This is a genomic window from Microbacterium sp. Root180 (assembly GCF_001428485.1).
GTDB lineage: Bacteria > Actinomycetota > Actinomycetes > Actinomycetales > Microbacteriaceae > Microbacterium.
Map to the genome: position 1 here is coordinate 878,122 of NZ_LMHS01000001.1, position 26,304 is coordinate 904,425.

Genomic DNA, 26,304 nt, shown 5'->3' on the forward strand with positions numbered 1-26,304 from the left:
GATCACATGACCGATCTCAACAGCCTCAAGTACACCGCCGAGCACGAGTGGATCGCCCTCGACGGCGATGTCGCGACCGTCGGCATCACCGACTACGCCGCCGACAAGCTGGGCGACGTGGTGTTCGTCGAGCTCCCCGCGGTCGACTCCGGCGTGTCGGCCGGTCAGGTCTGCGGTGAGATCGAGTCGACGAAGTCGGTCGGCGAGCTCTACGCGCCGCTCACGGGCGACGTCGTCGGCGCCAACGACGCGGTCGTCGACGACCCGTCGCTGGTCAACTCCGACCCGTTCGGCGACGGCTGGCTCATCAAGCTCAAGGTCGACCCGGCTGCGGTCGCCGACCTCCTCGACCGCGACGCGTACCTCGCGCTCACCGGCGGCGACGCATGACGGGCGCTTTCGCCGCGCGACACATCGGGACGGATGCCTCGGCTCAGCGCATCATGCTCGACGCCCTGGGCTACGACACGGTCGACGCGCTCGTCCGGCGTGCCGTGCCGGCATCCATCCACGTCGCCGCACGCGAGACCAGCGACATCCCTCCTGCCGCCACCGAGGCGGAGGCGCTCGCGGAGCTGCGGATGCTCGCGTCGCAGAACCGCGTCGCGCGCCCGATGATCGGCCTCGGCTACTACGACACGTTCACGCCGTCGGTGATCGCGCGCAACGTTCTCGAGAATCCGTCCTGGTACACCGCGTATACGCCGTACCAGCCCGAGATCTCGCAGGGACGTCTCGAGGCGCTCATCAACTTCCAGACGATGGTCACCGACCTCACCGGGCTCGAGACGGCCAACGCCTCGATGCTCGACGAGTCGACCGCCGTCGTGGAGGGCATGCTCGTCGCGCGCCGCGCCTCGAAGTCCGCGTCGAACGTCTTCCTCGTCGACGCCGACGCGCTTCCGCAGACCAAGGCGCTGCTGGCGCATCGGGCGGCGGCTGTCGGCATCGAGCTGCACTACACGCCCTACGACCAGTCGCCCCCGCCGGCCGACATCGACGTGTTCGGTGCGTTCATCCAGTACCCGGGGGCGACGGGCCGGGTCTGGGATCCGTCCGAGGTGGTGTCCGCGGTGCACGAGCAGGGCGGACTCGTCGTCGTGGCCGCCGACCTCCTCGCGCTCACCCTGCTGCGCTCGCCCGGTTCGTTCGGCGCCGACGTCGCGGTCGGCACCACGCAGCGCTTCGGCGTGCCGCTCGGCTTCGGCGGCCCGCACGCGGGCTACATGGCCGTGCGCGCAGGACTCGAGCGCCAGCTCCCGGGACGACTCGTCGGCGTGTCGCAGGATGCCGCCGGCCACCCCGCATATCGCCTCGCGCTGCAGACCCGCGAGCAGCACATCCGGCGCGAGAAGGCCACCTCGAACATCTGCACGTCGCAGGTGCTGCTGGCCGTCATGGCCTCGATGTACGCGGTCTACCACGGCCCCGAGGGGCTGAAGGCGATCGCGACCGACGTCGCGAAGAAGGCCGAGGCGCTCGCGAACGCGCTGCGGTCCTACGGCCTCACGCTCGCGTCCGACTCGTTCTTCGACACGCTGCGCGTTCGCGTGCCGGGATCGGCGCGGCGTGTGGTCGAGCGGGCGCGGGAGCGCGGCTTCCAGCTGTTCTGGGCTGACGATGCGTCGGTCGGCGTCTCCGTCGACGAAACCACGACCGCCGACGACCTCGCCGCCGTCGCGTGGGCATTCGGGCTGCCAGAGGGCGAGTTCCTCGGCGGGGGCGACCAGGGGGAGCGCACGGTGCCGTTCGCCGATGCTCAGCCGCTGGCGGGCGTGCCGACCTCTCTCGCGCGGGTCGAGGAGTTCCTCACCCACCCGGTGTTCAACTCCCATCGCTCCGAGACGGCGATGATGCGCTACCTCAAGCAGTTGTCCGACCGTGACTACGCGCTCGATCGCGGCATGATCCCGCTCGGCTCCTGCACGATGAAGCTCAACGCGGCGACGGAGATGGCCGCGGTGTCGTGGCCGGAGTTCTCGCGCGTGCATCCGTTCGCGCCCGAGTCCGACGTGCACGGCTATCTCGCCCTCATCGAGCAGCTCGAGGTGTGGCTGGCGGAGGTCACCGGCTACGACGCGGTGTCGCTCCAGCCCAACGCCGGATCGCAGGGCGAGCTGGCGGGTCTCATGGCGATCCGCGGCTACCACCGCGCCAACGGAGACCTGGGGCGCACGGTGTGCCTCATCCCGTCGTCCGCGCACGGGACGAACGCCGCCTCCGCCGTGCTGGCGGGCATGAAGGTGGTCGTCGTGGCGTGCGACGACCAGGGCAACGTGGACCTCGACGACCTGCGGGCGAAGATCGCCGCGCACGCCGACGAGCTCGCAGCGCTCATGATCACGTACCCGTCGACGCACGGCGTGTACGAGCACGACGTGCTCGAGATCACGCAGTCCGTCCACGACGCCGGCGGTCAGGTGTACGTCGACGGGGCGAACCTCAACGCCCTTCTCGGGTATGCGCGCTTCGGCGATCTGGGCGGGGACGTCTCGCACCTCAACCTGCACAAGACCTTCGCGATCCCGCACGGCGGCGGAGGCCCGGGTGTCGGCCCGGTCGCGGCGAAGGCCCACCTCGCGCCGTACCTGCCGTCGCACCCGCTCTCACAGCGCAAGGATCACCCGGGCGGGGTGTTCGACGGCGGACCGATCTCGGCGGCGCCGAACGGCTCGGCCGGCATCCTCCCCATCTCATGGGCCTACGTGCGCATGATGGGGGCGGAGGGCCTGCGGGATGCCACGGCCGCCGCCGTCCTCTCGGCGAACTACATCGCGTTCCGTCTGCGCGAGCATTACCCGGTGCTCTACACGGGCGAAGGCGGGCTCGTCGCACACGAGTGCATTCTCGATCTCCGGCCGCTGCGCGAGGCGACCGGGGTGACGGTCGACGATGTGGCAAAGCGGCTCATCGACTACGGATTCCATGCGCCGACGATGTCGTTCCCCGTCGCCGGCACCCTCATGGTCGAGCCGACGGAGTCCGAGGACCTCGGCGAGATCGAGCGCTTCATCGAGGCGATGATCGCGATCAAGGCCGAAGCCGACGCCGTGGCGGCCGGCGATTGGGCCGCGGACGACAACCCGCTCGTGAACGCGCCGCACACCGCCGAGTCCGTCGTCGCGGGGGAGTGGACCCATCCGTACTCGCGCGAGCGGGCCGTGTACCCCGTCCACGCGCTGGTGCGCACGAAGTACTGGCCGCCGGTGCGCCGGATCGACCAGGCCTACGGCGATCGCAACCTCGTGTGCGCGTGCCCGCCGATCGAGGCCTTCGCGTAGATCGCGTGAGGTGACGGATGCCGGGGCCCCGGCATCCGTCGCTCTCACGCGCCGGCGCCCGCTCGGCGGCGGGCCGACGGAGCCGCCGGACTATGCGCTCGGAGACGGCGTCGGAGAAGGCGTGGGCGTCGGCGGCGCGAAGATCCCCGGCCAGAGTGCCGCGGCCAGCGGATAGCCGACGAACGCGATGACGTCGATCAGCGTGTGCGCGATGACGAGCGCCATGACGCGGCCCCAGCGCCGGTAGCACCAGCCGAAGACGACGCCCATCGCGAAGTTGCCGATCATCGCGGGGAAGCCCTGGTACGCGTGATACGCCGCGCGCAGTCCCGCCGTCGCGAGGATGATCGGCCAGATGCCCCAGCCGAGGCGGCGGAGGCGGTCGAACAGGTACCCGATGAAGATGACCTCCTCGGTGAGCCCGGCGCGCAGCGCGGCGAGCAGGAGGAGGGGGATCGTCCACCACGACGTGTCGAGGGGCGACGCCTGGACGAGCACCGACAGCCCCAGCGCACGACCGAGCGCGTAGAGCGCGAGTCCGGGGATGCCGATCACCGCCACCAGCGCGACGCCGCGCCCGAGATCGCCGCCGAACCGGCGGAAGTCCAGGCCGATACGGCGGAACGCCGACTTCCCGGGCTCCCACAGCAGGAAGATCGCGAGCGCGACGGGAACGAGCCCGAAGCCCTGCGCGAGGAACTGGTAGAGGACGTCCCAGAACTCCTCGGCGCCGGCGGAGGGGTTCAGCGACGTCTGCTGATCGCCGAGGGACGCCTCGCGTGTCAGCGCCTGGATCAGCCCCAGGACCGCGTAGATCGCCGAGCGTCCGACCGAGAGCAGGAGGACGAGCGCGATCTCCCACCGCAGGCGCACCCGGGTCGCATGGTCTATGGGGCCCGTGTCGGGCAGATTCCCAGGCGCGAAAGCGTGCACGTTGTCAGATTGTCACACCTGCGTAGCCTTGAGTTAAGGATATGTAACGGTTTGCTGTTCTGTTTTGCCTAGCTCGCACTGCGTGCTTAGTGTGTCCGTGTCCGTGTCCAGAGCTGCCACAGGCTGGGCACTCAACCCTTGCACAGGAGGAAATGTGAAGATCGCGCGTCTTTTGGCGGGCGTGGGTGTCGTCGCTGCGGGAGCCATTGTGCTCTCCGGATGTGGCAACCCATACCAGTCTGAGGTCGTGGAGGGCACCGAGATCACCACCGCGTACAACTCGGGCTTTTTCCACTTCAACGACGACAGCTCGGCCGGCAACAACACGGCCAACGGCAATGTCAAGTACATGACCGACACGAGCTTCTCGTACTACAACAACACGCCTGAGCTGGTGCGCAACACCGACTTCGGCTCGTACGAGAAGACCAGCGACGACCCGCTGACCGTGAAGTACACCATCACCGCTGACGCGGTCTGGTCCGACGGCGTGCCGATCGACGAGACCGACATGCTCCTCCAGTGGGCTGCGATGTCGGGCAACGTCAACGAGGCGTTCTCGCCCGCTGCCAGCACCGGCTACAGCCTGGTCACCGAGACGCCGGAGACCGGCGACAAGGAGATCACGTTCGTCTACGACGAGCCGTACGTGGACTGGGAGCTCGTCGGACCGCTGGGCGTTTCGGCGCACGGCACCTACGCGCTCGCCTTCCCGGACGAGTACTCCGACGTCCAGGCCGCGTACGACACCTGGAAGGACTCGGGCGAAGAGGCCGACTTCACCAAGTACACCGACGCCGCCAAGAAGTTCGCGGAGACGGCCAAGGAGAAGGTCACCGACGCGATCACCTCCGGCGACGAAGAGGTTCTCGCGGCGCTGGGCGACGCGTGGAGCAACGCCTACGGCTACACGACGCTTCCCGACAGCCCCGCTGCGGCGCTGACGAGCGGCCCGTACATCGTCGACGACATCGTCGAGGACCAGTACATCTCGATCGCCGCGAACCCGCTCTACACGTGGGGCACCTCGCCGAAGTTCGAGAAGATCACGGTCCGCACGATCGCCGACTCGACCACCGCGCTCCAGGCTCTGGAGTCCGGCGAGCTCGACATCTGGTCGGGTCAGCCCACGGCTGACATCCTCCAGCTGGCCAACGAGATCGACACCGCCACGGTGCAGACCGGTGTGCAGGCGTCGCACGAGCACGTCGACCTCACGGTCAACAACGGCGGCCCGTTCGACCCGGCCACCTACGGTGGCGACGAGGCGAAGGCTCTCGCCGTTCGCCAGGCGTTCCTGAAGACCATCCCCCGCCAGGAGATCGTCGACAAGATCATCAAGCCGCTGAACCCCGAGGCCGAGGTCCGCAACACGAACCTCGTGTCGCAGGCCGACGTCGAGCGCTACCCGATCCTGACCGAGACCAACGGTTCGGCCGACTACGCAGAGGTCGACATCGACGGCGCCAAGGCGCTGCTCGCCGAGGCCGGCGTGACCGGTCCGGTCGAGGTGGGCTTCTGGTACCCCGAGGGCAACGTCCGTCGTGGCCAGGAGTACGAGCTGATCTCGGCTTCGGCCGCTCTGGCCGGCTTCCAGCTGGTCGACGAGAGCGAGCCCGACTGGGTCTTCACCGACCCGTCGGTCGAGCCGATCAACCCGCACGACGCCACGCTGTTCGCCTGGTCGCAGACCAGCCTCGCCGTGGGCGGATCCGACCAGATCTACGCCTGCTACGACGACCCGATGGCCAAGGGCGGCAACTACAACGCGTTCTGCAGCGAAGAGGTCACCGAGGCCCTTCACACGCTGAACGTCACGTCGGACTACGACACCCAGACCGACCTGCTCGAGCAGGCCGAGGCTGGTATCTGGGCTGACGCGGTCACGCTGCCGATCTTCCAGTTCCCGGGTCTGCTGGTCAACAGCGACAAGGTGACCGAGGTCAAGGAAATGCCCCTGAGCCCGGACTACTTCTGGAACTTCTGGGAGTGGACCCCGGTGGGTGCCGGCGCGGAGTAATCCCCGTCACAGTCGGGGTGGACGGATCTCCGTCCACCCCGGCTGTACAAACATCACGAAACTGTGGGTGCCGAGGCGAACCCTTGGCACCCACAGTCATGTCCGATCGGGGACGGGCCGCACAGACAGGTGCCGCCCAGTTCCCCCACGTAGTAGTTTTGGGGCGCCGTACCGGCGCGCCGGGACGGACGTAGAATCATGACCTCAGCCCCATATCCGAGAGGGCTTCAGTGCTGACCTTCATCCTTCGACGACTCGGCGCCATTCTGCTGGTGCTCCTCGTCGCCTCGTTCATCGTCTACACCCTGACGGCGATCACGGCGGATCCGCTGCGCGACCTCAAGGGCAGCAATGCCCCGAACCGCCAGGAGCTGATCGACAACCGCATCGAGCTGCTGCAGCTCAACGTGCCGATCGTGGCCCGCTACTTCATCTGGCTCGCGGGTGCGGCGAAGTGCTTCATCGGCCAGTGCGACCTCGGCATCGCCTTCAGCCGCAGCAACCAGCCGGTCGTCGAGTCGCTGTCAGCGGCGGCGGCGTCCACCATTCAGCTGGTCACCGCGGCGACCATCGTGGCCATCATCTTCGGCCTCACGATCGGCATCCTCACCGCGCTCCGCCAGTACAGCGGCTTCGACTACTCCGTGACGTTCCTGACGTTCATCGTCTACTCGCTCCCCATCTTCTGGGTCGCGGTCCTCCTCAAGGAGTACGGCGCGATCCGCTTCAACGCCTTCCTCTCCGATCCCGTCGTGACGATCCAGGCGATCCTCATCACCGGGCTCATCTGGGGCGTGATCCTCATGGCCATCCTCGGCGGCTCATGGAAGAAGCGTCTGATCACGTTCTCCGCGGCCTTCGTGGCCACCGGCGGCCTGCTCGCGCTGCTCGGCGCCACCGGCTGGTTCACGACCCCCACGATCGGCATCGTCGGCGTCGTCATCACCGGCATCGGCGCCGCCGTGGGTGTGACGGCACTGTCGACGGGCCTCGCGAACCGCCGCACGCTGTACGCGTCGCTCATCGTGGTGGGTGTGTGGGGTGCGCTGTACTTCCCGATCCAGTTCCTGTTCTTCTACGTCCCGACGGGCTGGATGCTTCTCCTCACGGGGCTGGTCGCCATCGGCATCGGCATCGGCGTCGGCATGCTCGTGGGCGGCGACGCCAGGAAGGAAGCCGCACGCACGGCCGCGATCGTGAGCTTCATCACGTATTTCGTGATCGTCGTGGACCGCGTGATGCTGGTGTACCCCGCCTACGTCGACCGCATCCCGCAGAGCGGCGTCATCGCGACGATCGGGTCGAAGACCCCCGGCCTGCAGGGCGACATGTGGTTCCAGATCCTCGACGGGTTCGCGCACCTCGTGCTCCCGACGATCGCGCTGGCGCTCGTCTCGATCGCGGCGTACACGCGGTACTCCCGCGCGAGCCTGCTCGAGGTCATGAATCAGGACTACGTCCGCACGGCACGGGCGAAGGGCCTCACCGAGCGCACGGTGGTCATGCGCCACGCGATGCGCAACGCCCTCATCCCGATCGCCACGATCATCGCGTTCGACATCGGCGCACTGATCGGCGGTGCGGTCATCACCGAGACGATCTTCGCGTGGAAGGGCATGGGTGCGCTCTTCGTGGATGGCTTGCGCGACGGCGACGTCAACCTGGTCATGGGCTTCTTCGTCGTGACCGGCGTCCTCGCGGTGATCTTCAATCTGATCGCCGACCTCCTCTACTCCGCCCTCGACCCCCGGATCCGGGTGAGCTGACATGACGACTACGACTCCCATCGACGCGCCGCAGGATCGCGGCAGCGAGCAGTCCATCGAGCAGAAGGCCGTGGCCGGTCTCAGCCAGGGCGCCCTGGTCCGCCGGCGGTTCTTCCGCCACGCGGGCGCCATGGCCGCGCTCGTCGTGCTGATCCTCGTGATCATCCTGGCGTTCACCTCGGTCGGCACCGTCATCGGCGGCACCGGCAAACTGCAGGCTTCAGGCGACGGATCGCTCGATATCAACGGCTTCCGCATCCCCGGATGGTGGCCGCTGGACTGGTGGACGAGCTACCCGATCGTGAACGGCGGCCAGCCGACGCTGACGATCTTCCCGTTCTCGATGGGCGAGCACCCGTTCGGTCAGGACACGCTGGGCAAGGACATCTTCGCCCAGGTCATGCGCGGCACCCAGCAGTCGATCACCGTCATGTTCCTCGTCGGCATCGTCTCGCTCGTGCTCGGCGTGCTCTTCGGCGCACTGTCGGGCTTCTTCCGCGGCTGGGTCGACTCGCTCATCATGCGCTTCACCGACGTGATCATCATCATCCCGATCATCGTGATCGGCTCGATCATCGGAAAGCTGCTCGGCACGAGCAGTGCGATCGTCTTCGGACTCTTCCTCGGCATCCTGAGCTGGACCGGCTTGGCGCGACTCGTGCGCGGCGACTTCCTCGCCCTGCGGGAGCGCGAGTTCGTCGATGCCGCGCGGGTCGCCGGCGCGAGCAACGGCCGGATCATCTTCCGCCACATCCTGCCCAACGCGGTCGGCGTCATCATCGTCAACACGACGCTGCTGATGAGCGCCGCGGTGCTGATCGAGGCGGCGTTGAGCTTCATCGGCTTCGGCATCACTCCGCCGGACGTGTCGCTCGGCCAGATCATCAGCGAGTACCGCGAGGCCTTCCGCACGCGGCCGTGGCTGTTCTGGTGGCCGGGTCTGTTCATCGTCATCCTGGCGCTGTGCATCAACTTCATCGGCGACGGCCTCCGGGACGCCTTCGATCCGCGACAGCAGGGCAAGGTCAGCCGCCGCAAGTCGAACCGCGCCGTCGCGGCGATCCCGTCGGCGCAGGCTGTGATGATGGTCGAGGGGCCGACCTCCAGTGACGACGAGCCCTACATGGACGCGTTCAGCGGGGGATCGCTCCCCGAGCCGCCCGCGGTCGACAAGCGCCGGAAGGACGATCAGTCGTGAGGCGCGGCCAGAGCCAGCACGGCGGCCGCGATGAGCACGGCCGTCACCGCGATCACGACCACGTTGAGCGTCGAGGCGGTGCCGCCGGGCGTCGTGTCGCCGCCCGCGCGACGGTACTGCTCGAGCGCGCGGCGCACGAGCGCGGCCGCGTCGCCGCTGGGGGTCCCCTCGGCGTCTCCGGGACGGCGGTAGTCGCCCTCGCCGGGCGTGGTGGCCACCTCTTCGCGGCGCGTGGACATCGCCTGTCGGATGCCGGGCGCGGGCGCGGCCCATGCGCGGATGCTGCGACCCCCGGCCGTGTGGACCGTGAGGGCGTAGCGCGAGTCGACGTCGACGACGTCGCCCCAGGGCACGCGGTGGGTGCGGAAGACGTTCACGATCTCCACGAAGCCCTCGTTGACGAGCACGTGCGGACGGATGTAGACCGCCCACGCGAGCCACGCGACGAGGACGATCGGCCAGGCCCACACGATGAGGCTGGGCACACCGTCCGTGAGGGCGACGAAGACCAGGCCGAGGGCGCAGAGAGCGATCGCCGTCCAGGCGACGATCTGGCCGCCGCGCGGACGGAAAGTGACCGGTTCGGGCATCTGCCCATCCTGACACGGGAGAGTGACCGATGAGCATGAAAGAGGGTGCCCGCATGCGCGGACACGTCCCACAGGACGGCGGCCCCGTGCTGTCCGTCAAGGATCTCGGCGTGGAGTTCTGGGTGGGCGGCCAGTGGGCCGCGGCGGCCAAGCACGTCACCTACGACCTCATGCCGGGCAAGGTGCTCGCCATCGTCGGCGAGTCCGGTTCGGGCAAGAGCACGAGCTCGATGGCGATCATGGGCCTGCTGCCTAAGAACGCGCGCATCACCGGCAGCGCGGTCCTGGCCGGCCGCGAAGTGATCGGTGCTCGCCCGGAGGTCCTTCGCCAGGTGCGCGGCGAGGGGATCGCGGCGATCTTCCAGGAGCCGATGACGGCGCTGAACCCGGTCTACACGATCGGCTTCCAGATCTCCGAGACGATCCTGACCCACCGTCCCGGGATGACCCGCAAGCAGGCCAAGGCGCGCGCGATCGAGCTCCTCGGCCTCGTCGAGATGCCCGACCCGCCCAAGGCGTACAACTCGTACCCGCACCAGCTGTCGGGTGGTCAGCGTCAGCGTGCGATGATCGCGCAGTCGATCTCGCTCGACCCCCGCGTGCTCATCGCCGATGAGCCGACGACGGCACTCGATGTGACGGTGCAGGCCGAGATCCTCGACCTGCTGCGCCATCTGCACCAGAAGCTCGACTCGGCGATCATCCTGATCACGCACGACATGGGTGTCGTCGCCGACATGGCCGACGACGTCATGGTGATGAAGGACGGCGACGTCGTCGAGCACGGGACGGCCGAGCAGCTGTTCACCGCGCCCGATCACCCGTATACGAAGGCCCTGATGGCTTCGGTGCCGCACCTCGGTCTCGGCACGGCGGTCGAGGACGTCGCGTCCGAACGCGACCATGCCACGGCGGCTCTCGTGCTCGACAACGTGTCGATCGACTACCCCAAGCGCGGCCGCGTGCCGGCGTTCCGGGCCGTGTCCGAGGCGTCGCTCACCATCCAGCCCGGCGAGGTCGTGGGCCTCGTGGGAGAGTCCGGCTCGGGCAAGACCACGATCGCCCGGGCGATCGTGGGCCTCGTCCCGATCGCGGAGGGGACCCTGCGCGTCGCCGGACAGGAGATGGTCGGCGTCGACGCGAAGCAGCTGCGCGCTGTGCGTCGCAAGCTCGGCATCGTGTTCCAGGATCCCGGCTCGTCGCTGAATCCGCGCTGGCCGGTCGGCCAGTCGATCGGCGAGCCGCTCGAGCTGGATGGTCGTGGCCGCAAGGACATCACCGCCCGCGTGACCGAGCTGCTCGACATGGTGGAGCTGCCGCGCGACTTCCGCAACCGCTACCCGCACGAGCTTTCGGGCGGTCAGCGTCAGCGCATCGGCATCGCCCGCGCACTGGCGCTCGACCCGAAGGTGCTCGTCGCCGACGAGCCGACGAGCGCGCTCGACGTGTCCGTGCAGGCACGCGTGCTGGAGCTCCTGCAGAACATTCAGAAGGAGCAGCAGTTCGCGACGCTGTTCGTGACCCACGACCTCGCCGTCGTCGACCTCCTGGCCGACCGCATCGTCGTGATGCAGCACGGCAAGATCGTGGAGCAGGGGTCGAAGGAGCAGATCCTCCGCAACCCGCAGGACCCGTACACGCAGCGACTCCTCGCCGCCGTGCCGGTGCCCGACCCGGCCGAGCAGCGCGTGCGCCGCGAGGCGCGTGCGGCGCTTCTGGCCACGCAGGACTGACGCCACGGTGAAGCGGCCTGGGGGTTTCGACCCTCAGGCCGCTTTCGGCTGCCTGCGATAGGCTGTGGATGCCGGCATCCCGGCCCTCTCCACTTTCGCAAGGATTTCTTTCATGGCGCGCGCCCTCCGTCCTGACCTCCGCAACGTCGCGATCGTCGCGCACGTCGACCACGGCAAGACGACCCTCGTCGACGCCATGCTCCGCCAGACCGGCTCGTTCGGCTCGCACGAGCACCTGGAAGAGCGCGCGATGGACTCGAACGACCTCGAGCGCGAAAAGGGCATCACCATCCTCGCCAAGAACACGGCGATCACGTACAAGGGCGTCCACACCGACGTCCCGGTGACGATCAACGTCATCGACACCCCCGGCCACGCCGACTTCGGCGGCGAGGTCGAGCGCGGCCTCTCGATGGTCGACGGCGTCGTCCTGCTGGTCGACGCGAGCGAGGGTCCGCTTCCGCAGACCCGCTTCGTGCTGCGCAAGGCGCTCGAGGCGAAGCTCCCCGTCATCCTGCTGGTGAACAAAACCGACCGCCCCGACGCGCGCATTGCCGAGGTCGAGGAAGAGGCGCACGACCTGCTGCTCGGCCTCGCGTCCGACCTCCACGAGGACGTCCCGGACCTCGATGTCGACGCGCTCCTCGACGTGCCCGTCGTCTACGCCTCCGGCCGCGCCGGCGCGGCGTCGCGCACGCGGCCCGCCAACGGCGACCTGCCCGACAACGACGACCTCGAGCCGCTGTTCGGCGCGATCCTCGAGCACGTCCCCGCGCCCGAGTACGACGACGAGGCGCCGCTGCAGGCGTGGGTTACGAACCTCGACTCGAGCCCCTTCCTCGGCCGCCTCGCGCTGCTGCGCGTCTTCAACGGCACGCTCAAGAAGGGTCAGACGGTCGCCTGGGTGCGCGCCGACGGCTCCACCAGCAACGCCCGCATCACGGAGCTCCTGAAGACCCGCGCCCTCGAGCGCTACCCCGCGGAGTCCGCCGGCCCCGGCGACATCGTCGCCATCGCCGGCTTCGACGACATCACGATCGGCGAGACGATCGCCGACCCCGAGGACGTCCGCCCGCTGCCGCAGATCCACGTCGACGATCCCGCGATCTCGATGACGATCGGCACGAACACGAGTCCCCTGGTCGGCAAGGTCAAGGGCCACAAGCTGACCGCGCGCATGGTCAAGGACCGCCTCGACCGTGAGCTGATCGGCAACGTCTCGCTCAAGGTTGTCGACATCGGACGCCCCGACGCGTGGGAGGTGCAGGGCCGCGGCGAGCTCGCCCTCGCGATCCTCGTCGAGAACATGCGTCGCGAGGGCTTCGAGCTCACCGTCGGCAAGCCGCAGGTGGTCACAAAGAAGGTCGACGGCAAGACCTTCGAGCCCTTCGAGCACCTGACGATCGATGCTCCCGAGGAGTACCTCGGCGCGATCACCCAGCTGCTCGCCGCGCGCAAGGGTCGCATGGACAACATGACCAACCACGGCACCGGCTGGGTGCGGATGGAGTTCATCGTCCCCTCCCGCGGTCTGATCGGCTTCCGCACCGAGTTCCTCACCACGACCCGCGGCACCGGCATCGCCAATGCGATCTCGCACGGCTACGAGGCGTGGGCGGGTCACATCGTGACGCGTCAGAACGGCTCGATCGTCGCCGACCGCTCCGGTGTGGTGACGCCCTTCGCGATCATCGCGCTGCAGGAGCGCATGTCGTTCTTCGTGCAGCCGACGCAGGAGGTCTACGAGGGCATGGTCATCGGCGAGAACTCGCGTGCCGACGACATGGACGTCAACATCACCAAGGAGAAGAAGCTCACCAACATGCGCTCCTCCACCTCGGACTCGTTCGAGTCGATGACGCCGCCGCGTCAGCTGTCGCTGGAGGAGAGCCTCGAGTTCGCGCGCGACGACGAATGCGTCGAGGTCACGCCCGAGATCGTGCGCATCCGCAAGGTGAACCTCGACGCGACGGAGCGCGCCCGCGCGACCGCGCGCCTCAAGCGCCAGGACGCCAGCGTCTGATCGTGGCAGGCATCGTGCCACGGATGACCGACCGGCACGGATGCTGAGACGGGCACGTCGGTAGCATCGAGCGAGTGACCCTCGACCCGCACTTCGACGCAGCGCACAGCGCGGGGGAGGCCCGTCGCGCGGCGCGCGAGGGCCTGGGCGTCGCGCTGGCGACGAGTGCGTACGGGATCTCGTTCGGAGCTCTGGCGGTCGCGTCGGGTCTCGACGTCTGGCAGACGTGCGTGATGAGCCTGCTCATGTTCACGGGCGGTTCGCAGTTCGCGTTCGTCGGGGTGGTGGGTGCGGGCGGCCTCGCCGCAGCGCCGGCCGCCATCGCGTCGGCCGCACTGCTCGGCGTGCGCAACGTCGCCTACGGCATGCGGATGTCGCCGGTCATCGGTCGCGGCTTCTGGCGACGCGCCGCTGCGGCGCAGTTCACGATCGACGAGTCCACCGCGGTGTCGCTGGCGCAGCAGACCCGCCACGCTCGCACCGTCGGCTTCTGGGTGACCGGCATCGGCATCTACGTCGGCTGGAACCTCTCGACGCTCGCCGGTGCGCTCCTCGGCGATGTGCTCGGTGATCCGCGCGCGTATGGACTGGATGCCGCAGCCGCAGCCGCCTTCCTCGCGCTGCTGTGGCCACGGCTCCGCCGTCGCCAGCCGATCGTCGTCGGCATCGCCGCGGCGGTGATCGCGACCCTCCTTACGCCCGTGCTCATGCCCGGCCTGCCCGTGATCATCGCCGCGACGGTCGCCGTCGTCGTGGGATGGCTGAACTGGCTCGGCAGCGACGATGAGGCCCCGGCACGCAGCGACTGGGACGAGCCGGACGACGTCGCCGAGCGGGAGGGGCTCCCGTGACCATGTGGACCGCGCTGCTCGTCGCATCGATCATCTGCGTCGTACTGAAGACCATCGGCTACCTCGTGCCTCCGAAGTGGGTGGAGGCACCGCGCCCGATGCGCATCGCCGATCTGCTCACGGTCGCCCTCCTCGCCGCGCTCGTGGCCGTGCAGACGCTCGGCGCCGGCCAGGCGATCGTGGTCGACGCTCGCGTCCCGGCGGTCCTCGTCGCGGCGGGACTCCTCCTGCTGCGGGCGCCCTTCCTGGTGGTCGTGGCGGCGGCGGCTCTCACGGCGGCGCTGCTGCGCCTGTGGGGCTGGGCGGTCTGACGGCGTGCGCCGGTAGAGTCATCGGGTGCGCTCCTCCCTTCCCGCCCGTATCGGAACGTGGGTCGTGGCCTTCCTCGTCGGCGCCGTCTACGGCCTGGCCGGGACCATCGCCCACGGGTACGAGCTGGGATGGTTCCCCCTCGGACTCGTCCTGGCCTTCGTCGGCTGCGCGGCCCTCCTCGTCTCCGTGAGACTGCTCACGGCGGACCGCTGGGCGGCGCTGGCCACGGGTCTGGGCATGATGGCTTCGACGCTCGCATTCTCGGGGAAGGGCCCCGGCGGTTCCGTGATCGTGCCCGAGGGCCCGCTCGGCACGGTCTGGACGATCGCGCTCCCGGTGATCGTCGCGATCGTGGTGGCCTGGCCGGAGAACTTCGGGCCGGCGCTCGCCGGCGATCCGGCATCCGCTTCTTCCCCCATCGGCGAGCCGGTGCGCGGCACCCCCGGCGAGGGACGCAACTAGACTGGCACCGTGACGTATGTGATCGCCCTTCCCTGTGTGGACGTCAAGGACCGCGCCTGCATCGACGAGTGCCCGGTCGACTGCATCTACGAGGGCGAACGATCGCTGTACATCCATCCCGACGAGTGCGTCGACTGCGGCGCCTGCGAGCCGCAGGACTACTACAAGGCCAACGTCGAGTTCTTCGACGACGTCGGCTCGCCCGGCGGCGCCGCCAAGATCGGCGTGATCCACAAGGACCACCCCGTCATCGCCGAGCTCCCGCCGCAGGCTCCGTGACCCTCGCGATCGAGAGCGAGCGCTGATGGGCGTCGCCGACCTCGCCGAGTATCCCTGGGACGCGGTCGCGCCCTACGCGGTCCGCGCCCGCTCGCACCCCGACGGCCTCGTCGATCTGTCGATCGGCTCGCCCGTCGACGAGACCCCGCAGGTCATCGCCGACGCGCTGAGATCGTCGACCGACGCGCACGCGTACCCGCAGACTGTCGGAACGCCCGCTCTGCGCGCCGCCATCGCCGACTGGTACGCACGCCGGCGCGGTGTCCCCGGCCTCGCGCCCCACCACGTTCTCCCCACGGTGGGATCCAAGGAGCTGGTCGCGCTCCTGCCGCTGCTGCTCGGACTCGGTCCAGGAGACGTCGTCGTGCACCCCCGGGCGGCCTACCCGACGTACGAAGTGGGCGCCCGGCTCGTCGGCGCCACTCCGGTCGCCGCGGACGACCCCGCCGAGTGGCCCGCGGGCACCCGTCTGGTGTGGGTGAACTCGCCCGGCAACCCCGACGGGCACGTGCGGGGCGTCGCCGACCTCCGCGCCGCGGTGTCGCGCGCCCGCGAGCTCGGCGCCGTGCTCGCCTCGGACGAGTGCTACGCCGAACTCGGCTGGGAGGCGCCGTGGGACGCGGAGCCGATCCCGTCCGCACTGGATCCCCGGGTCACGGATGGGGACCTCGCCGGAGTGCTGTCGGTGTACTCGCTGAGCAAGCAGTCGAACCTCGCGGGGTATCGCGCGGCATTCCTCGCCGGCGACCCGGCGTTGATCGCCGGCCTCGTGACGGCGCGCAAGCACCTCGGGCTCATGCTGCCCGCACCCGTGCAGGCCGCGATGGTGGCCGCTCTCGGCGACGACGCCCATGTGGCCGTGCAGAAGGAGCTCTATCGCCGCCGTCGCGCGATCCTCAAGCCCGCGCTCGAGTCCGCCGGGTTCCGGGTCGACGCCAGCGAGGCCGGGCTCTATCTGTGGGCCACCGAGGGCCGCGACGCCTGGGACAGCGTCGACCGGCTCGCCGGGCTGGGCATCCTGGCCGGTCCCGGGCACTTCTACGGCACGCACTTCCCGCAGCACATCCGGCTGTCGCTGACCGCGCCGGAGGAGCGTGTGGCCGCTGCCGCCGCGCGGCTCCGAGCCGCTTCGTGAGGTTTCCTCCAGTGGATGCCGCGGCCCTTTGGCTGTGTCAGCAGTAGGCGTGCGTGCGCACTAGGCTGTAAGAACGCGGCGGCGCGGCATCCCCGTCCCCGCTGCCGTCCAGAGCGAACGCATCACGCGCATCGCGAGGCGGACGACACCCCCGGCACGACCAGAAATCGCGAGGAGGCGCCGTGAGCGAAGCGGGCACCCAGCAGGACAAGGCCACCCTCACGATCGGTGACAGGACCGCCGAATTCCCCGTGCTGCTCGGCACCGACGGGGCTCCCAGCGTCGACTTGTCGACGTTCACGCGGCAGACCGGTCACACCGCCCTGGACTACGGGTTCGTCAACACCGCCTCGACCAAGTCGGCCATCACCTACATCGACGGCGATCAGGGCATCCTCCGCTACCGCGGCTACCCGATCGAGCAGCTGGCCACGAACAGCACTTACCTCGAGGTGGCGTGGCTGCTCCTCTACGGCGAGCTGCCGACACCCGATGAACTCGCGGCGTTCGATGACCGCATCCGCCACCACACGCTGCTGCACGAAGACCTCAAGCGCTTCTTCTCCGCCCTGCCGCACACCGCCCATCCGATGTCGGTGCTGTCGTCGGCGGTGTCGGCGCTCTCGACGTATTACGAGAACGAGTCCGACCCCAACAACCCGGAGCACGTCGAGCTCAACACGATCCGCATGCTCGCCAAGCTCCCCGTGATCGCGGCGTACGCCCACAAGAAGAGCATCGGGCAGGCGTTCCTCTATCCCGACAACTCGCTCGGCTTCGTCGACAACTTCCTCAAGCTCAACTTCGGTGTGCTCTCCGAGGTGTACGACGTGAACCCGGTGATGTCGCGGGCGCTCGAACGGCTTCTGATCCTGCACGAGGACCACGAGCAGAACGCCTCGACCTCGACGGTCCGCCTGGTCGGCTCCACCGGCGCGAACCAGTTCTCGTCCATCTCGGCGGGGATCAACGCGCTGTACGGTCCGCTGCACGGCGGTGCCAACGAGGCCGTGCTCGACATGCTCGCGCGCATCCGCGACTCCGGCGAGAGCGTGCAGCGCTTCGTCGAGCGCGTGAAGAACAAGGAGGACGGCGTCAAGCTCATGGGCTTCGGCCACCGGGTCTACAAGAACTACGACCCGCGCGCGAAGCTGGTGAAGGAGTCCGCCGATGAGGTGCTCGAGGCACTCGGAGTGAGCGACCCGCTGCTCGACCTCGCCAAGCAGCTCGAAGAGATCGCACTGAACGACGACTACTTCCGGGAGCGCCGTCTGTACCCGAATGTCGACTTCTACACGGGCGTGATCTACAAGGCGATGGGCTTCCCCACTCGCATGTTCACGGTGCTCTTCGCGATCGGTCGTCTCCCCGGCTGGCTCGCCCAGTGGCGCGAGGCCGCGAACGACCCGCAGGCCAAGATCGGCCGCCCCCAGCAGCTCTACGTCGGCGCGGGGGAGCGCAACTACCCGGGGATCTGAGCGACTGCCGGGGCCTTCCCGATTCCCGTCGCCGCCGGCGCTAGGGTGTGGACATGGTGAGTGTTGACTTCGTCCCGCCCGTCGATCCGGGCCTCGGAGAGCCGGGGATCTTCGGCGGATTCTCGGTGATCTTCGCGGTGTTCCTGGTCATCGTCCTGGTGGGCATCGGATTCTCCGTGTACATCGGAATCCGCAAGTACACGCTCATCAAGCGGGCGGGCCACGACCCCTTCACGGTGGACGCGGCCCTCGCCGCGAAGGTGCTCAACAGCGACGTGCTGCGCCCGGGCACGGCCGTCGACGACGCGGCGCCGGCGAAGTCCCTCGAACAGAGGCTGGCCGACGTCGACGCCCTCCACGAGCGAGGCGTCATCTCGGATGACGAGCGCGCCTCCGCCCGCGCCGCGATCCTCGCGGGGTGAGCGGATGCCGCGACTCCTCGTCCGCCGTCCTTCGCCGCTTCTCGCCGGGGGCGAGCTGACCCACCTCGATCGCGTGCCGGTGGATCCCGGGCTCGCGCAGCGCCAGTGGGAGCACTACGTCGACGTGTTCCGAGGCCGCGGCTGGGAGATCGTCGAGGTCGAACGCGCGGATGCGCAGCCCGACGGGGTCTTCGTCGAGGACGCGGTCGTGATGTTCGGCGACCTGGCGGTGCTGTGCCGCGCCGGGGCGGTCTCGCGCCGCGGTGAGTCCGCCTCCGTCGAGGCGGCGGTCGCGGCATCCGGAGTCTCCGCCGCACGCATCGAGGAACCGGGGACGCTCGACGGCGGCGACGTGCTCAAGATCGGGCGCACCGTGTACGTCGGCGCCTCGTCGCGCACGAACGCGGATGGCATCGCACAGCTGCGCGATCTGCTCGCGCCGCGGGGCTGGACCGTCGTCGAGGTGCCCGTCACGAAGGTGCTGCACCTCAAGAGCGGGGTGACGGCGCTTCCCGACGGCACCGTGGTCGGCTTCGCCCCCCTCGTCGACGACGTCGCCGTCTTCCCGGCCTTCCTCAGGATCCCCGAGGAGCACGGGACCGCGGTCGTCGTGCTCGACGAGAGCACCGTGCTGATGTCCGCGGATGCGCCCCGGACGGCGGAGCTCTACCGCTCGCGCGGCCTCGTGGTGCTCACGACCCCGGTCACAGAGTTCGAGAAGCTCGAGGGCTGCGTCACCTGTCTGTCGGTCCGCATGCGGGACTGACCGCCCCGCCGCGAGTGCGGGTCAGGCGTGAAGGGCCTCGTTGAGGGTGACACCGACCCCCGCGCGGCGGACGGCTTCGATCGCGCCGGTGACGGAGTTCCGACGGAACAGGATGCCGTTCTGCCCGGAGAGCTGAGCGCCCTTGACCGTGACGGGAGTGCCGTCCGACTGCCGCGGCTCATCGGCGAGCACGACCTTCGACCCGGCGGTGACGTAGAGTCCGGCCTCGACGACGCAGTCGTCGCCGAGGGAGATCCCGATTCCCGCATTGGCACCGAGCAGCGTGCGCGCGCCGACCGAGACCTTGTGCATTCCACCGCCGGAGAGCGTGCCCATGATCGACGCGCCGCCGCCGATGTCGCTGCCATCGCCGACCACGACGCCCTGCGAGATGCGGCCTTCGACCATGCTCTGGCCGAGCGTGCCCGCGTTGAAGTTCACGAAGCCTTCGTGCATCACGGTCGTGCCGGGGGAGAGGTACGCCCCGAGCCTCACGCGGGAGGCGTCCGCGATGCGCACACCGGGGGGAGAGACGTAGTCGAGCAGGCGGGGGAACTTGTCGAGTCCCTGCACCTGGATGCCCTCGCGCACCAGGAAGGGACGCAGACGGGTGAGGGTGTCCGGGTGCATCGGACCGGCGTTGGTCCACGCCACGGTTGGCAGGTGCCCGAAGATGCCGTCGAGATTGATCTCGTTCGGGGCGAAGAGCCGGTGGGAGAGGGCGTGCAGACGCAGATAGGCGTCCGCCGTCGAGGTCGGCGCCGCCGCGACGTCGATCTCGACGGTGACGACGTCGACGGTCACGAAACGACGGGCGTCCGGGACGGCGAGCCGTTCGAGCTCGTCCGGCGGCATGGCCGGGTCGAATCCGAGGGGGATGTGGCCGATCTCGGGGGACGGGTACCACGTGTCCAGCACGGTGCCGTCTTCAGCCGTCGTCGCGAGGCCGACGCCCCAGACCCATCGTTCGTCGCTCATGCCTCCACGGTAGCGCCGACGCCGCGCGGTCGTCGGCGACGTTGCACGTCGTGACGACAGGCGGAATCCGGATGCCGCACTCAGCGAATACCCGTCTACCAGGGCATCCTTCGACGGGCGCCGCGGCTCGGGCTGACGCGACACGCCCGGGATGTCGGGCCGATTCGCCGGACCGGCCGAGCTCGCGTAAAGTTCTTGTTGTTCGCCCCACAGGGAAGCGGAGAGGCCGAGAGCCTCGACCCCCTCAAGCGGCGGACCACCTCCCTTTCAGTCACCTCATTGAGGCGATCGACCTCCGGGTCTAGAATGGGAGTCTTCCCCTCGGAACACCGGTCAACGACCGTAGCCGTCCGACCTTCCAGGTCCGCGGCGCGTCGGTTTGACACGGAGATCGAGGCGGATAAGATTGTGAAGTTGCCCTGCTGGGCTGGCTGTGAGGCTGGTTGGTGGGTGCGTCCGATCCTTGAGAACTCAACAGCGTGCACTTGTCAAANAGGCGGATAAGATTGTGAAGTTGCCCTGCTGGGCTGGCTGTGAGGCTGGTTGGTGGGTGCGTCCGATCCTTGAGAACTCAACAGCGTGCACTTGTCAAATGCCAAATAACCTCGTCCTGACCTTTTTGGTTGGGTGAGATTCCTTTGGATCAAAGACCGGCCTTTGGGTCGGCAATGGATAGTCAGCAATGATTTATCTCTTTGGTCAGTTTCGAACTCGCAAGTCATTGGTCGTTTTTCCGGCTGTGGTTTGCATCATTTTTTTATGGAGAGTTTGATCCTGGCTCAGGATGAACGCTGGCGGCGTGCTTAACACATGCAAGTCGAACGGTGAAGCTCAGCTTGCTGGGTGGATCAGTGGCGAACGGGTGAGTAACACGTGAGCAACCTGCCCCGGACTCTGGGATAAGCGCTGGAAACGGCGTCTAATACTGGATATGAGCTGCGAAGGCATCTTCAGCAGCTGGAAAGATTTTTTGGTCTGGGATGGGCTCGCGGCCTATCAGCTTGTTGGTGAGGTAATGGCTCACCAAGGCGTCGACGGGTAGCCGGCCTGAGAGGGTGACCGGCCACACTGGGACTGAGACACGGCCCAGACTCCTACGGGAGGCAGCAGTGGGGAATATTGCACAATGGGCGAAAGCCTGATGCAGCAACGCCGCGTGAGGGACGACGGCCTTCGGGTTGTAAACCTCTTTTAGCAAGGAAGAAGCGAAAGTGACGGTACTTGCAGAAAAAGCGCCGGCTAACTACGTGCCAGCAGCCGCGGTAATACGTAGGGCGCAAGCGTTATCCGGAATTATTGGGCGTAAAGAGCTCGTAGGCGGTCTGTCGCGTCTGCTGTGAAAACCCGAGGCTCAACCTCGGGCCTGCAGTGGGTACGGGCAGACTAGAGTGCGGTAGGGGAGATTGGAATTCCTGGTGTAGCGGTGGAATGCGCAGATATCAGGAGGAACACCGATGGCGAAGGCAGATCTCTGGGCCGTAACTGACGCTGAGGAGCGAAAGGGTGGGGAGCAAACAGGCTTAGATACCCTGGTAGTCCACCCCGTAAACGTTGGGAACTAGTTGTGGGGTCCATTCCACGGATTCCGTGACGCAGCTAACGCATTAAGTTCCCCGCCTGGGGAGTACGGCCGCAAGGCTAAAACTCAAAGGAATTGACGGGGACCCGCACAAGCGGCGGAGCATGCGGATTAATTCGATGCAACGCGAAGAACCTTACCAAGGCTTGACATACACGAGAACGCTGCAGAAATGTAGAACTCTTTGGACACTCGTGAACAGGTGGTGCATGGTTGTCGTCAGCTCGTGTCGTGAGATGTTGGGTTAAGTCCCGCAACGAGCGCAACCCTCGTTCTATGTTGCCAGCACGTAATGGTGGGAACTCATGGGATACTGCCGGGGTCAACTCGGAGGAAGGTGGGGATGACGTCAAATCATCATGCCCCTTATGTCTTGGGCTTCACGCATGCTACAATGGCCGGTACAAAGGGCTGCAATACCGTGAGGTGGAGCGAATCCCAAAAAGCCGGTCCCAGTTCGGATTGAGGTCTGCAACTCGACCTCATGAAGTCGGAGTCGCTAGTAATCGCAGATCAGCAACGCTGCGGTGAATACGTTCCCGGGTCTTGTACACACCGCCCGTCAAGTCATGAAAGTCGGTAACACCTGAAGCCGGTGGCCCAACCCTTGTGGAGGGAGCCGTCGAAGGTGGGATCGGTAATTAGGACTAAGTCGTAACAAGGTAGCCGTACCGGAAGGTGCGGCTGGATCACCTCCTTTCTAAGGAGCATCTGGCACTCTTCGGGGTGTCCAGGCGCCGGATCGAGACATACGTTCTCGCCGGTTGCTCATGGGTGGAACATTTGACGAGGCCTCGTTTGAGAGAGCTCCTGTTCAGTACGGCCTTCGGGTCTGGAACGGTGGGGGTGATGTCGGCGGGGCGTGCACGCTGTTGGGTCCTGAGGGACCGGATGCCGCTTTCGAGCGGTGGACGAACCTCTGGGCCCTTCCTTCATGCCGGCTGGTCTGGCTGCGGGATGGGTACCGCCCGTACTTTGAGAACTACACAGTGGACGCGAGCATCTTCGAGACGATTTCGGTCGTCTCGTAATAGATGATCTTAAAGATCATTAGTCAATTTCGAGTTGGACTTCGGTCCAAACCGATTCTTTGATGAACTCATGTGATTTCAAGTCTTTAAGAGCAAACGGTGGATGCCTTGGCATCTGGAGCCGAAGAAGGACGTAGCAATCTGCGATAAGCCTCGGGGAGTGGATAAGCACACTGTGATCCGAGGATGTCCGAATGGGGAAACCCCGCTGGGCGGCGTGCCGACCCAGTGACTCCCGCCTGAATATATAGGGCGGGTAGAGGGAACGTGGGGAAGTGAAACATCTCAGTACCCACAGGAAGAGAAAGCAACCGCGATTCCGTTAGTAGTGGCGAGCGAAACCGGAACAGGCTAAACCCAGCATGTGTGATAGCCGGCAGGTGTTGCATGTTGGGGGTTGTGGGACTTTCCGTTCTGTTCTGCCGAACAGTGAACGTGATGCGTCGATATAGGTGAACGGTCTTGAAAGGCCGGCCAGAGCGGGTGCCAGCCCCGTAACCGAAATGTCGGACGCAGCGTGGAGAGTATCCCAAGTAGCACGGGGCCCGAGAAATCCCGTGTGAATCCGTCAGGACCACCTGATAAGCCTAAATACTCCCAGATGACCGATAGCGGACAAGTACCGTGAGGGAAAGGTGAAAAGTACCCCGGGAGGGGAGTGAAATAGTACCTGAAACCGTTTGCTTACAAACCGTTGGAGCACCCCTAGCAGGTGTGACAGCGTGCCTTTTGAAGAATGAGCCTGCGAGTTAGCGATATGTGGCGAGGTTAACCCGAGTGGGGTAGCCGTAGCGAAAGCGAGTCTGAATAGGGCGATTCAGTCGCATGTCCTAGACCCGAAGCGAAGTGATCTATCCATGGCCAGGCTGAAGCGACGGTAAGACGTCGTGGAGGGCCGAACCCACTTAGGTTGAAAACTGAGGGGATGAGCTGTGGATAGGGGTGAAAGGCCAATCAAACTTCGTGATAGCTGGTTCTCTCCGAAATGCATTTAGGTGCAGCGTTGCGTGTTTCTTGCCGGAGGTAGAGCTACTGGATGGCCGATGGGCCCCAAAAGGTTACTGACGTCAGCCAAACTCCGAATGCCGGTAAGTGAGAGCGCAGCAGTGAGACTGTGGGGGATAAGCTTCATAGTCGAGAGGGAAACAACCCAGACCACCAACTAAGGTCCCTAAGCGCGTGCTAAGTGGGAAAGGATGTGGAGTTGCTTAGACAACCAGGAGGTTGGCTTAGAAGCAGCCACCCTTGAAAGAGTGCGTAATAGCTCACTGGTCAAGTGATTCCGCGCCGACAATGTAACGGGGCTCAAGCACGCCACCGAAGTTGTGGCATTGACATTATTGGTAGGCCTTCGTGGTCCAGCCGTGTTGATGGGTAGGAGAGCGTCGTGTGGCCAGCGAAGCGGCGGTGTGAACCAGCCGTGGAGGCCACACGAGTGAGAATGCAGGCATGAGTAGCGAAAGACGTGTGAGAAACACGTCCTCCGAAAGACCAAGGGTTCCAGGGTCAAGCTAATCTTCCCTGGGTAAGTCGGGACCTAAGGCGAGGCCGACAGGCGTAGTCGATGGACAACGGGTTGATATTCCCGTACCGGCGAAGAACCGCCCAAACTAATCCAGTAGTGCTAAGTGTCTGAATCCCAGTGACCGATCCCTTCGGGGTGACGCTCTGGGCCTAGCGCACGACCCCATTCTGGTGCGGTTAGCGTATTAACAGGTGTGACGCAGGAAGGTAGCCCAACCCGGGCGATGGTTGTCCCGGGGCAAGTGCGTAGGCCGAGTCATAGGCAAATCCGTGACTCATACAGGCTGAGACACGATGCGGATGAAAAGTGGGTGATCCTATGCTGCCAAGAAAAGCATCGACGCGAGGTTCTAGCCGCCCGTACCCCAAACCGACTCAGGTGGTCAGGTAGAGAATACCAAGGAGATCGAGAGAATCGTGGTTAAGGAACTCGGCAAAATGCCCCCGTAACTTCGGGAGAAGGGGGGCCTTCCACTTATTAGGATTTACTCCGAAAGGGTGTGGAGGCCGCAGAGACTAGTGGGTAGCGACTGTTTACTAAAAACACAGGTCCGTGCCAAGTCGCAAGACGATGTATACGGACTGACGCCTGCCCGGTGCTGGAAGGTTAAGAGGACCGGTTAGCCGCAAGGCGAAGCTGAGAATTTAAGCCCCAGTAAACGGCGGTGGTAACTATAACCATCCTAAGGTAGCGAAATTCCTTGTCGGGTAAGTTCCGACCTGCACGAATGGCGTAACGACTTCCCAACTGTCTCAACCGCGAACTCGGCGAAATTGCATTACGAGTAAAGATGCTCGTTACGCGCAGCAGGACGGAAAGACCCCGTGACCTTTACTACAGCTTGGTATTGGTGTTCGGTGTGGCTTGTGTAGGATAGGTGGGAGACTTTGAAGCGGTGACGCCAGTTACCGTGGAGTCATTGTTGAAATACCACTCTGGTCACTCTGGATATCTAACTTCGAACCGTAATCCGGTTCAGGGACAGTGCCTGGTGGGTAGTTTAACTGGGGCGGTTGCCTCCCAAAAAGTAACGGAGGCGCCCAAAGGTTCCCTCAACCTGGTTGGCAATCAGGTGGCGAGTGTAAGTGCACAAGGGAGCTTGACTGTGAGACTGACAGGTCGAGCAGGGACGAAAGTCGGGACTAGTGATCCGGCAGTGGCTTGTGGAAGCGCTGTCGCTCAACGGATAAAAGGTACCTCGGGGATAACAGGCTGATCTTGCCCAAGAGTCCATATCGACGGCATGGTTTGGCACCTCGATGTCGGCTCGTCGCATCCTGGGGCTGGAGTAGGTCCCAAGGGTTGGGCTGTTCGCCCATTAAAGCGGTACGCGAGCTGGGTTTAGAACGTCGTGAGACAGTTCGGTCCCTATCCGCTGCGCGCGTAGGAAGTTTGAGAGGATCTGACCCTAGTACGAGAGGACCGGGTTGGACGAACCTCTGGTGTGTCAGTTGTTCCGCCAGGAGCACCGCTGATTAGCTACGTTCGGGATGGATAACCGCTGAAAGCATCTAAGCGGGAAGCCGGCCTCAAGATGAGACTTCCATACCTTTATGGTGAGAGGCTCCCAGCCAGACTACTGGGTTGATAGGCCAGATGTGGAAGTGCAGCAATGCATGCAGCTGACTGGTACTAATAAGCCGATGACTTGATAATCACCCCACCCCATAAACCGGGTGGGACCTGATGCCCGCGTCCACTGAGTGGTTCTCGATGTACGGTCGAGAACCGCACCAACACTTTTGTTGTGTGCAGACTGAAACATCAATAGTGTTTCGGCGGCCATAGCGAGAGGGAAACGCCCGGTCCCATACCGAACCCGGAAGCTAAGCCTCTCAGCGCCGATGGTACTGCAGGGGGGACCCTGTGGGAGAGTAGGACACCGCCGGACTTCCATTACCGAAATGGCCACCCAACGCAGGGTGGCCATTTCGCGTTAACC

Annotated in this window: 18 protein-coding genes and 3 rRNA genes; 18 read left to right on the plus strand and 3 right to left on the minus strand. The window is 66.0% G+C overall.

The features are described from left to right. The first annotated feature begins 6 nt into the window (after positions 1-6). Together gcvH and gcvP are read left to right on the plus strand one after the other, a co-directional pair. A complete protein-coding gene (gcvH, locus tag ASD93_RS04160) occupies positions 7-390 on the plus strand; it encodes a glycine cleavage system protein GcvH (RefSeq protein ID WP_056118916.1) in 384 nt (127 codons plus the stop codon). Continuing rightward, a complete protein-coding gene (gene gcvP, locus ASD93_RS04165) occupies positions 387-3,281 on the plus strand; it encodes an aminomethyl-transferring glycine dehydrogenase (RefSeq protein ID WP_056118919.1) in 2,895 nt (964 codons plus the stop codon). The genes gcvH and gcvP overlap by 4 nt, the downstream gene beginning before the upstream one ends. Positions 3,282-3,371: 90 nt before the next feature. Here gcvP and ASD93_RS04170 read toward each other — a convergent pair whose 3' ends face one another. Beyond that, positions 3,372-4,154 (minus strand): CPBP family intramembrane glutamic endopeptidase, encoded by a 783-nt coding sequence (locus tag ASD93_RS04170; RefSeq protein ID WP_414843690.1) that lies wholly within the window; start codon positions 4,152-4,154, stop codon positions 3,372-3,374. 307 nt (positions 4,155-4,461) lie between these two features. On the opposite strand from ASD93_RS04170, the gene ASD93_RS04175 reads away from it, so the two are divergent. The 3 genes from ASD93_RS04175 (at position 4,462) to ASD93_RS04185 (ending at position 9,198) form a co-directional block, all read left to right on the plus strand. Further along, entirely contained in the window at positions 4,462-6,234 is a 1,773-nt protein-coding gene (locus tag ASD93_RS04175; RefSeq protein WP_235566866.1) for an ABC transporter family substrate-binding protein, read from the plus strand. 230 nt (positions 6,235-6,464) lie between these two features. Beyond that, complete coding sequence (locus ASD93_RS04180) at positions 6,465-8,000, plus strand: ABC transporter permease (protein ID WP_056118923.1); 1,536 nt, start codon at positions 6,465-6,467, stop codon at positions 7,998-8,000. Position 8,001: 1 nt separating this feature from the next. Further along, complete coding sequence (locus ASD93_RS04185) at positions 8,002-9,198, plus strand: ABC transporter permease (protein WP_082569146.1); 1,197 nt, start codon at positions 8,002-8,004, stop codon at positions 9,196-9,198. Here ASD93_RS04185 and ASD93_RS04190 read toward each other — a convergent pair. Beyond that, entirely contained in the window at positions 9,189-9,788 is a 600-nt protein-coding gene (locus ASD93_RS04190; RefSeq protein WP_056118927.1) for a PH domain-containing protein, read from the minus strand. The two genes, ASD93_RS04185 and ASD93_RS04190, sit on opposite strands and share 10 nt — an antisense overlap. A 53-nt stretch (positions 9,789-9,841) precedes the next feature. Between ASD93_RS04190 and ASD93_RS04195 the strand changes: the two genes are divergently transcribed. The 10 genes from ASD93_RS04195 (at position 9,842) to ddaH (ending at position 19,249) form a co-directional block, all read left to right on the plus strand. Then, a complete protein-coding gene (locus ASD93_RS04195; RefSeq protein ID WP_056118930.1) occupies positions 9,842-11,521 on the plus strand; it encodes an ABC transporter ATP-binding protein in 1,680 nt (559 codons plus the stop codon). 112 nt (positions 11,522-11,633) lie between these two features. Further along, positions 11,634-13,544, plus strand: coding sequence for a translational GTPase TypA (gene typA / locus ASD93_RS04200; protein WP_056118932.1), 1,911 nt, complete (start codon positions 11,634-11,636; stop codon positions 13,542-13,544). Between the two features lie 74 nt (positions 13,545-13,618). Next, the gene (locus ASD93_RS04205) at positions 13,619-14,395 is read left to right on the plus strand and encodes an AzlC family ABC transporter permease (RefSeq protein WP_056118935.1); all 777 of its coding nucleotides are present in this window, start codon (positions 13,619-13,621) and stop codon (positions 14,393-14,395) included. Beyond that, positions 14,392-14,706 carry an AzlD domain-containing protein gene (locus ASD93_RS04210; protein WP_056118940.1) on the plus strand — a complete coding sequence of 105 codons (315 nt, stop codon included), beginning with the start codon at positions 14,392-14,394 and terminating at the stop codon, positions 14,704-14,706. Before ASD93_RS04205 ends, ASD93_RS04210 begins: the two co-directional genes overlap by 4 nt. Before the next feature lie 25 nt (positions 14,707-14,731). Then, entirely contained in the window at positions 14,732-15,169 is a 438-nt protein-coding gene (locus ASD93_RS04215) for a DUF6113 family protein (RefSeq protein WP_235566867.1), read from the plus strand. Between the two features lie 9 nt (positions 15,170-15,178). Continuing rightward, the gene (locus tag ASD93_RS04220) at positions 15,179-15,448 is read left to right on the plus strand and encodes an indolepyruvate ferredoxin oxidoreductase subunit alpha (protein ID WP_056118943.1); all 270 of its coding nucleotides are present in this window, start codon (positions 15,179-15,181) and stop codon (positions 15,446-15,448) included. 25 nt (positions 15,449-15,473) lie between these two features. Continuing rightward, on the plus strand, positions 15,474-16,583 hold the full coding sequence (gene dapC / locus ASD93_RS04225; protein WP_056118946.1) for a succinyldiaminopimelate transaminase: 1,110 nt from the start codon (positions 15,474-15,476) through the stop codon (positions 16,581-16,583). 182 nt (positions 16,584-16,765) lie between these two features. Next, a complete protein-coding gene (locus tag ASD93_RS04230) occupies positions 16,766-18,061 on the plus strand; it encodes a citrate synthase (protein WP_082569147.1) in 1,296 nt (431 codons plus the stop codon). Between the two features lie 53 nt (positions 18,062-18,114). Continuing rightward, complete coding sequence (locus ASD93_RS04235) at positions 18,115-18,483, plus strand: hypothetical protein (RefSeq protein WP_056118950.1); 369 nt, start codon at positions 18,115-18,117, stop codon at positions 18,481-18,483. A gap of 4 nt (positions 18,484-18,487) precedes the next feature. After that, positions 18,488-19,249 (plus strand): dimethylargininase, encoded by a 762-nt coding sequence (gene ddaH, locus ASD93_RS04240; RefSeq protein WP_056119235.1) that lies wholly within the window; start codon positions 18,488-18,490, stop codon positions 19,247-19,249. 21 nt (positions 19,250-19,270) lie between these two features. Here ddaH and dapD read toward each other — a convergent pair whose 3' ends face one another. Further along, a complete protein-coding gene (gene dapD / locus ASD93_RS04245; protein ID WP_056118952.1) occupies positions 19,271-20,227 on the minus strand; it encodes a 2,3,4,5-tetrahydropyridine-2,6-dicarboxylate N-succinyltransferase in 957 nt (318 codons plus the stop codon). A gap of 756 nt (positions 20,228-20,983) precedes the next feature. Between dapD and ASD93_RS04250 the strand changes: the two genes are divergently transcribed. The 3 genes from ASD93_RS04250 (at position 20,984) to rrf (ending at position 26,253) form a co-directional block, all read left to right on the plus strand. Further along, a 16S ribosomal RNA gene (locus ASD93_RS04250) occupies positions 20,984-22,506 on the plus strand. Between the two features lie 407 nt (positions 22,507-22,913). After that, positions 22,914-26,018 (plus strand): 23S ribosomal RNA (locus ASD93_RS04255). A gap of 118 nt (positions 26,019-26,136) precedes the next feature. After that, a 5S ribosomal RNA gene (gene rrf, locus ASD93_RS04260) occupies positions 26,137-26,253 on the plus strand. The 16S, 23S and 5S rRNA genes sit together here, the layout of an rRNA operon. The last annotated feature ends 51 nt before the right edge of the window (positions 26,254-26,304 follow it).

Coding starts and splice junctions, on each gene's coding strand:
- ASD93_RS04195 (WP_056118930.1), top strand. CDS start 9,842: ATGCGCGGACACGTCCCACAGGACGGCGGCCCCGTGCTGTCCGTCAAG.
- ddaH (WP_056119235.1), top strand. CDS start 18,488: ATGCCGCGACTCCTCGTCCGCCGTCCTTCGCCGCTTCTCGCCGGGGGC.
- ASD93_RS04235 (WP_056118950.1), top strand. CDS start 18,115: ATGGTGAGTGTTGACTTCGTCCCGCCCGTCGATCCGGGCCTCGGAGAG.
- gcvH (WP_056118916.1), top strand. CDS start 7: ATGACCGATCTCAACAGCCTCAAGTACACCGCCGAGCACGAGTGGATC.
- typA (WP_056118932.1), top strand. CDS start 11,634: ATGGCGCGCGCCCTCCGTCCTGACCTCCGCAACGTCGCGATCGTCGCG.
- dapC (WP_056118946.1), top strand. CDS start 15,474: ATGGGCGTCGCCGACCTCGCCGAGTATCCCTGGGACGCGGTCGCGCCC.
- dapD (WP_056118952.1), bottom strand. CDS start 20,227: ATGAGCGACGAACGATGGGTCTGGGGCGTCGGCCTCGCGACGACGGCT.
- ASD93_RS04185 (WP_082569146.1), top strand. CDS start 8,002: ATGACGACTACGACTCCCATCGACGCGCCGCAGGATCGCGGCAGCGAG.
- ASD93_RS04190 (WP_056118927.1), bottom strand. CDS start 9,788: ATGCCCGAACCGGTCACTTTCCGTCCGCGCGGCGGCCAGATCGTCGCC.
- gcvP (WP_056118919.1), top strand. CDS start 387: ATGACGGGCGCTTTCGCCGCGCGACACATCGGGACGGATGCCTCGGCT.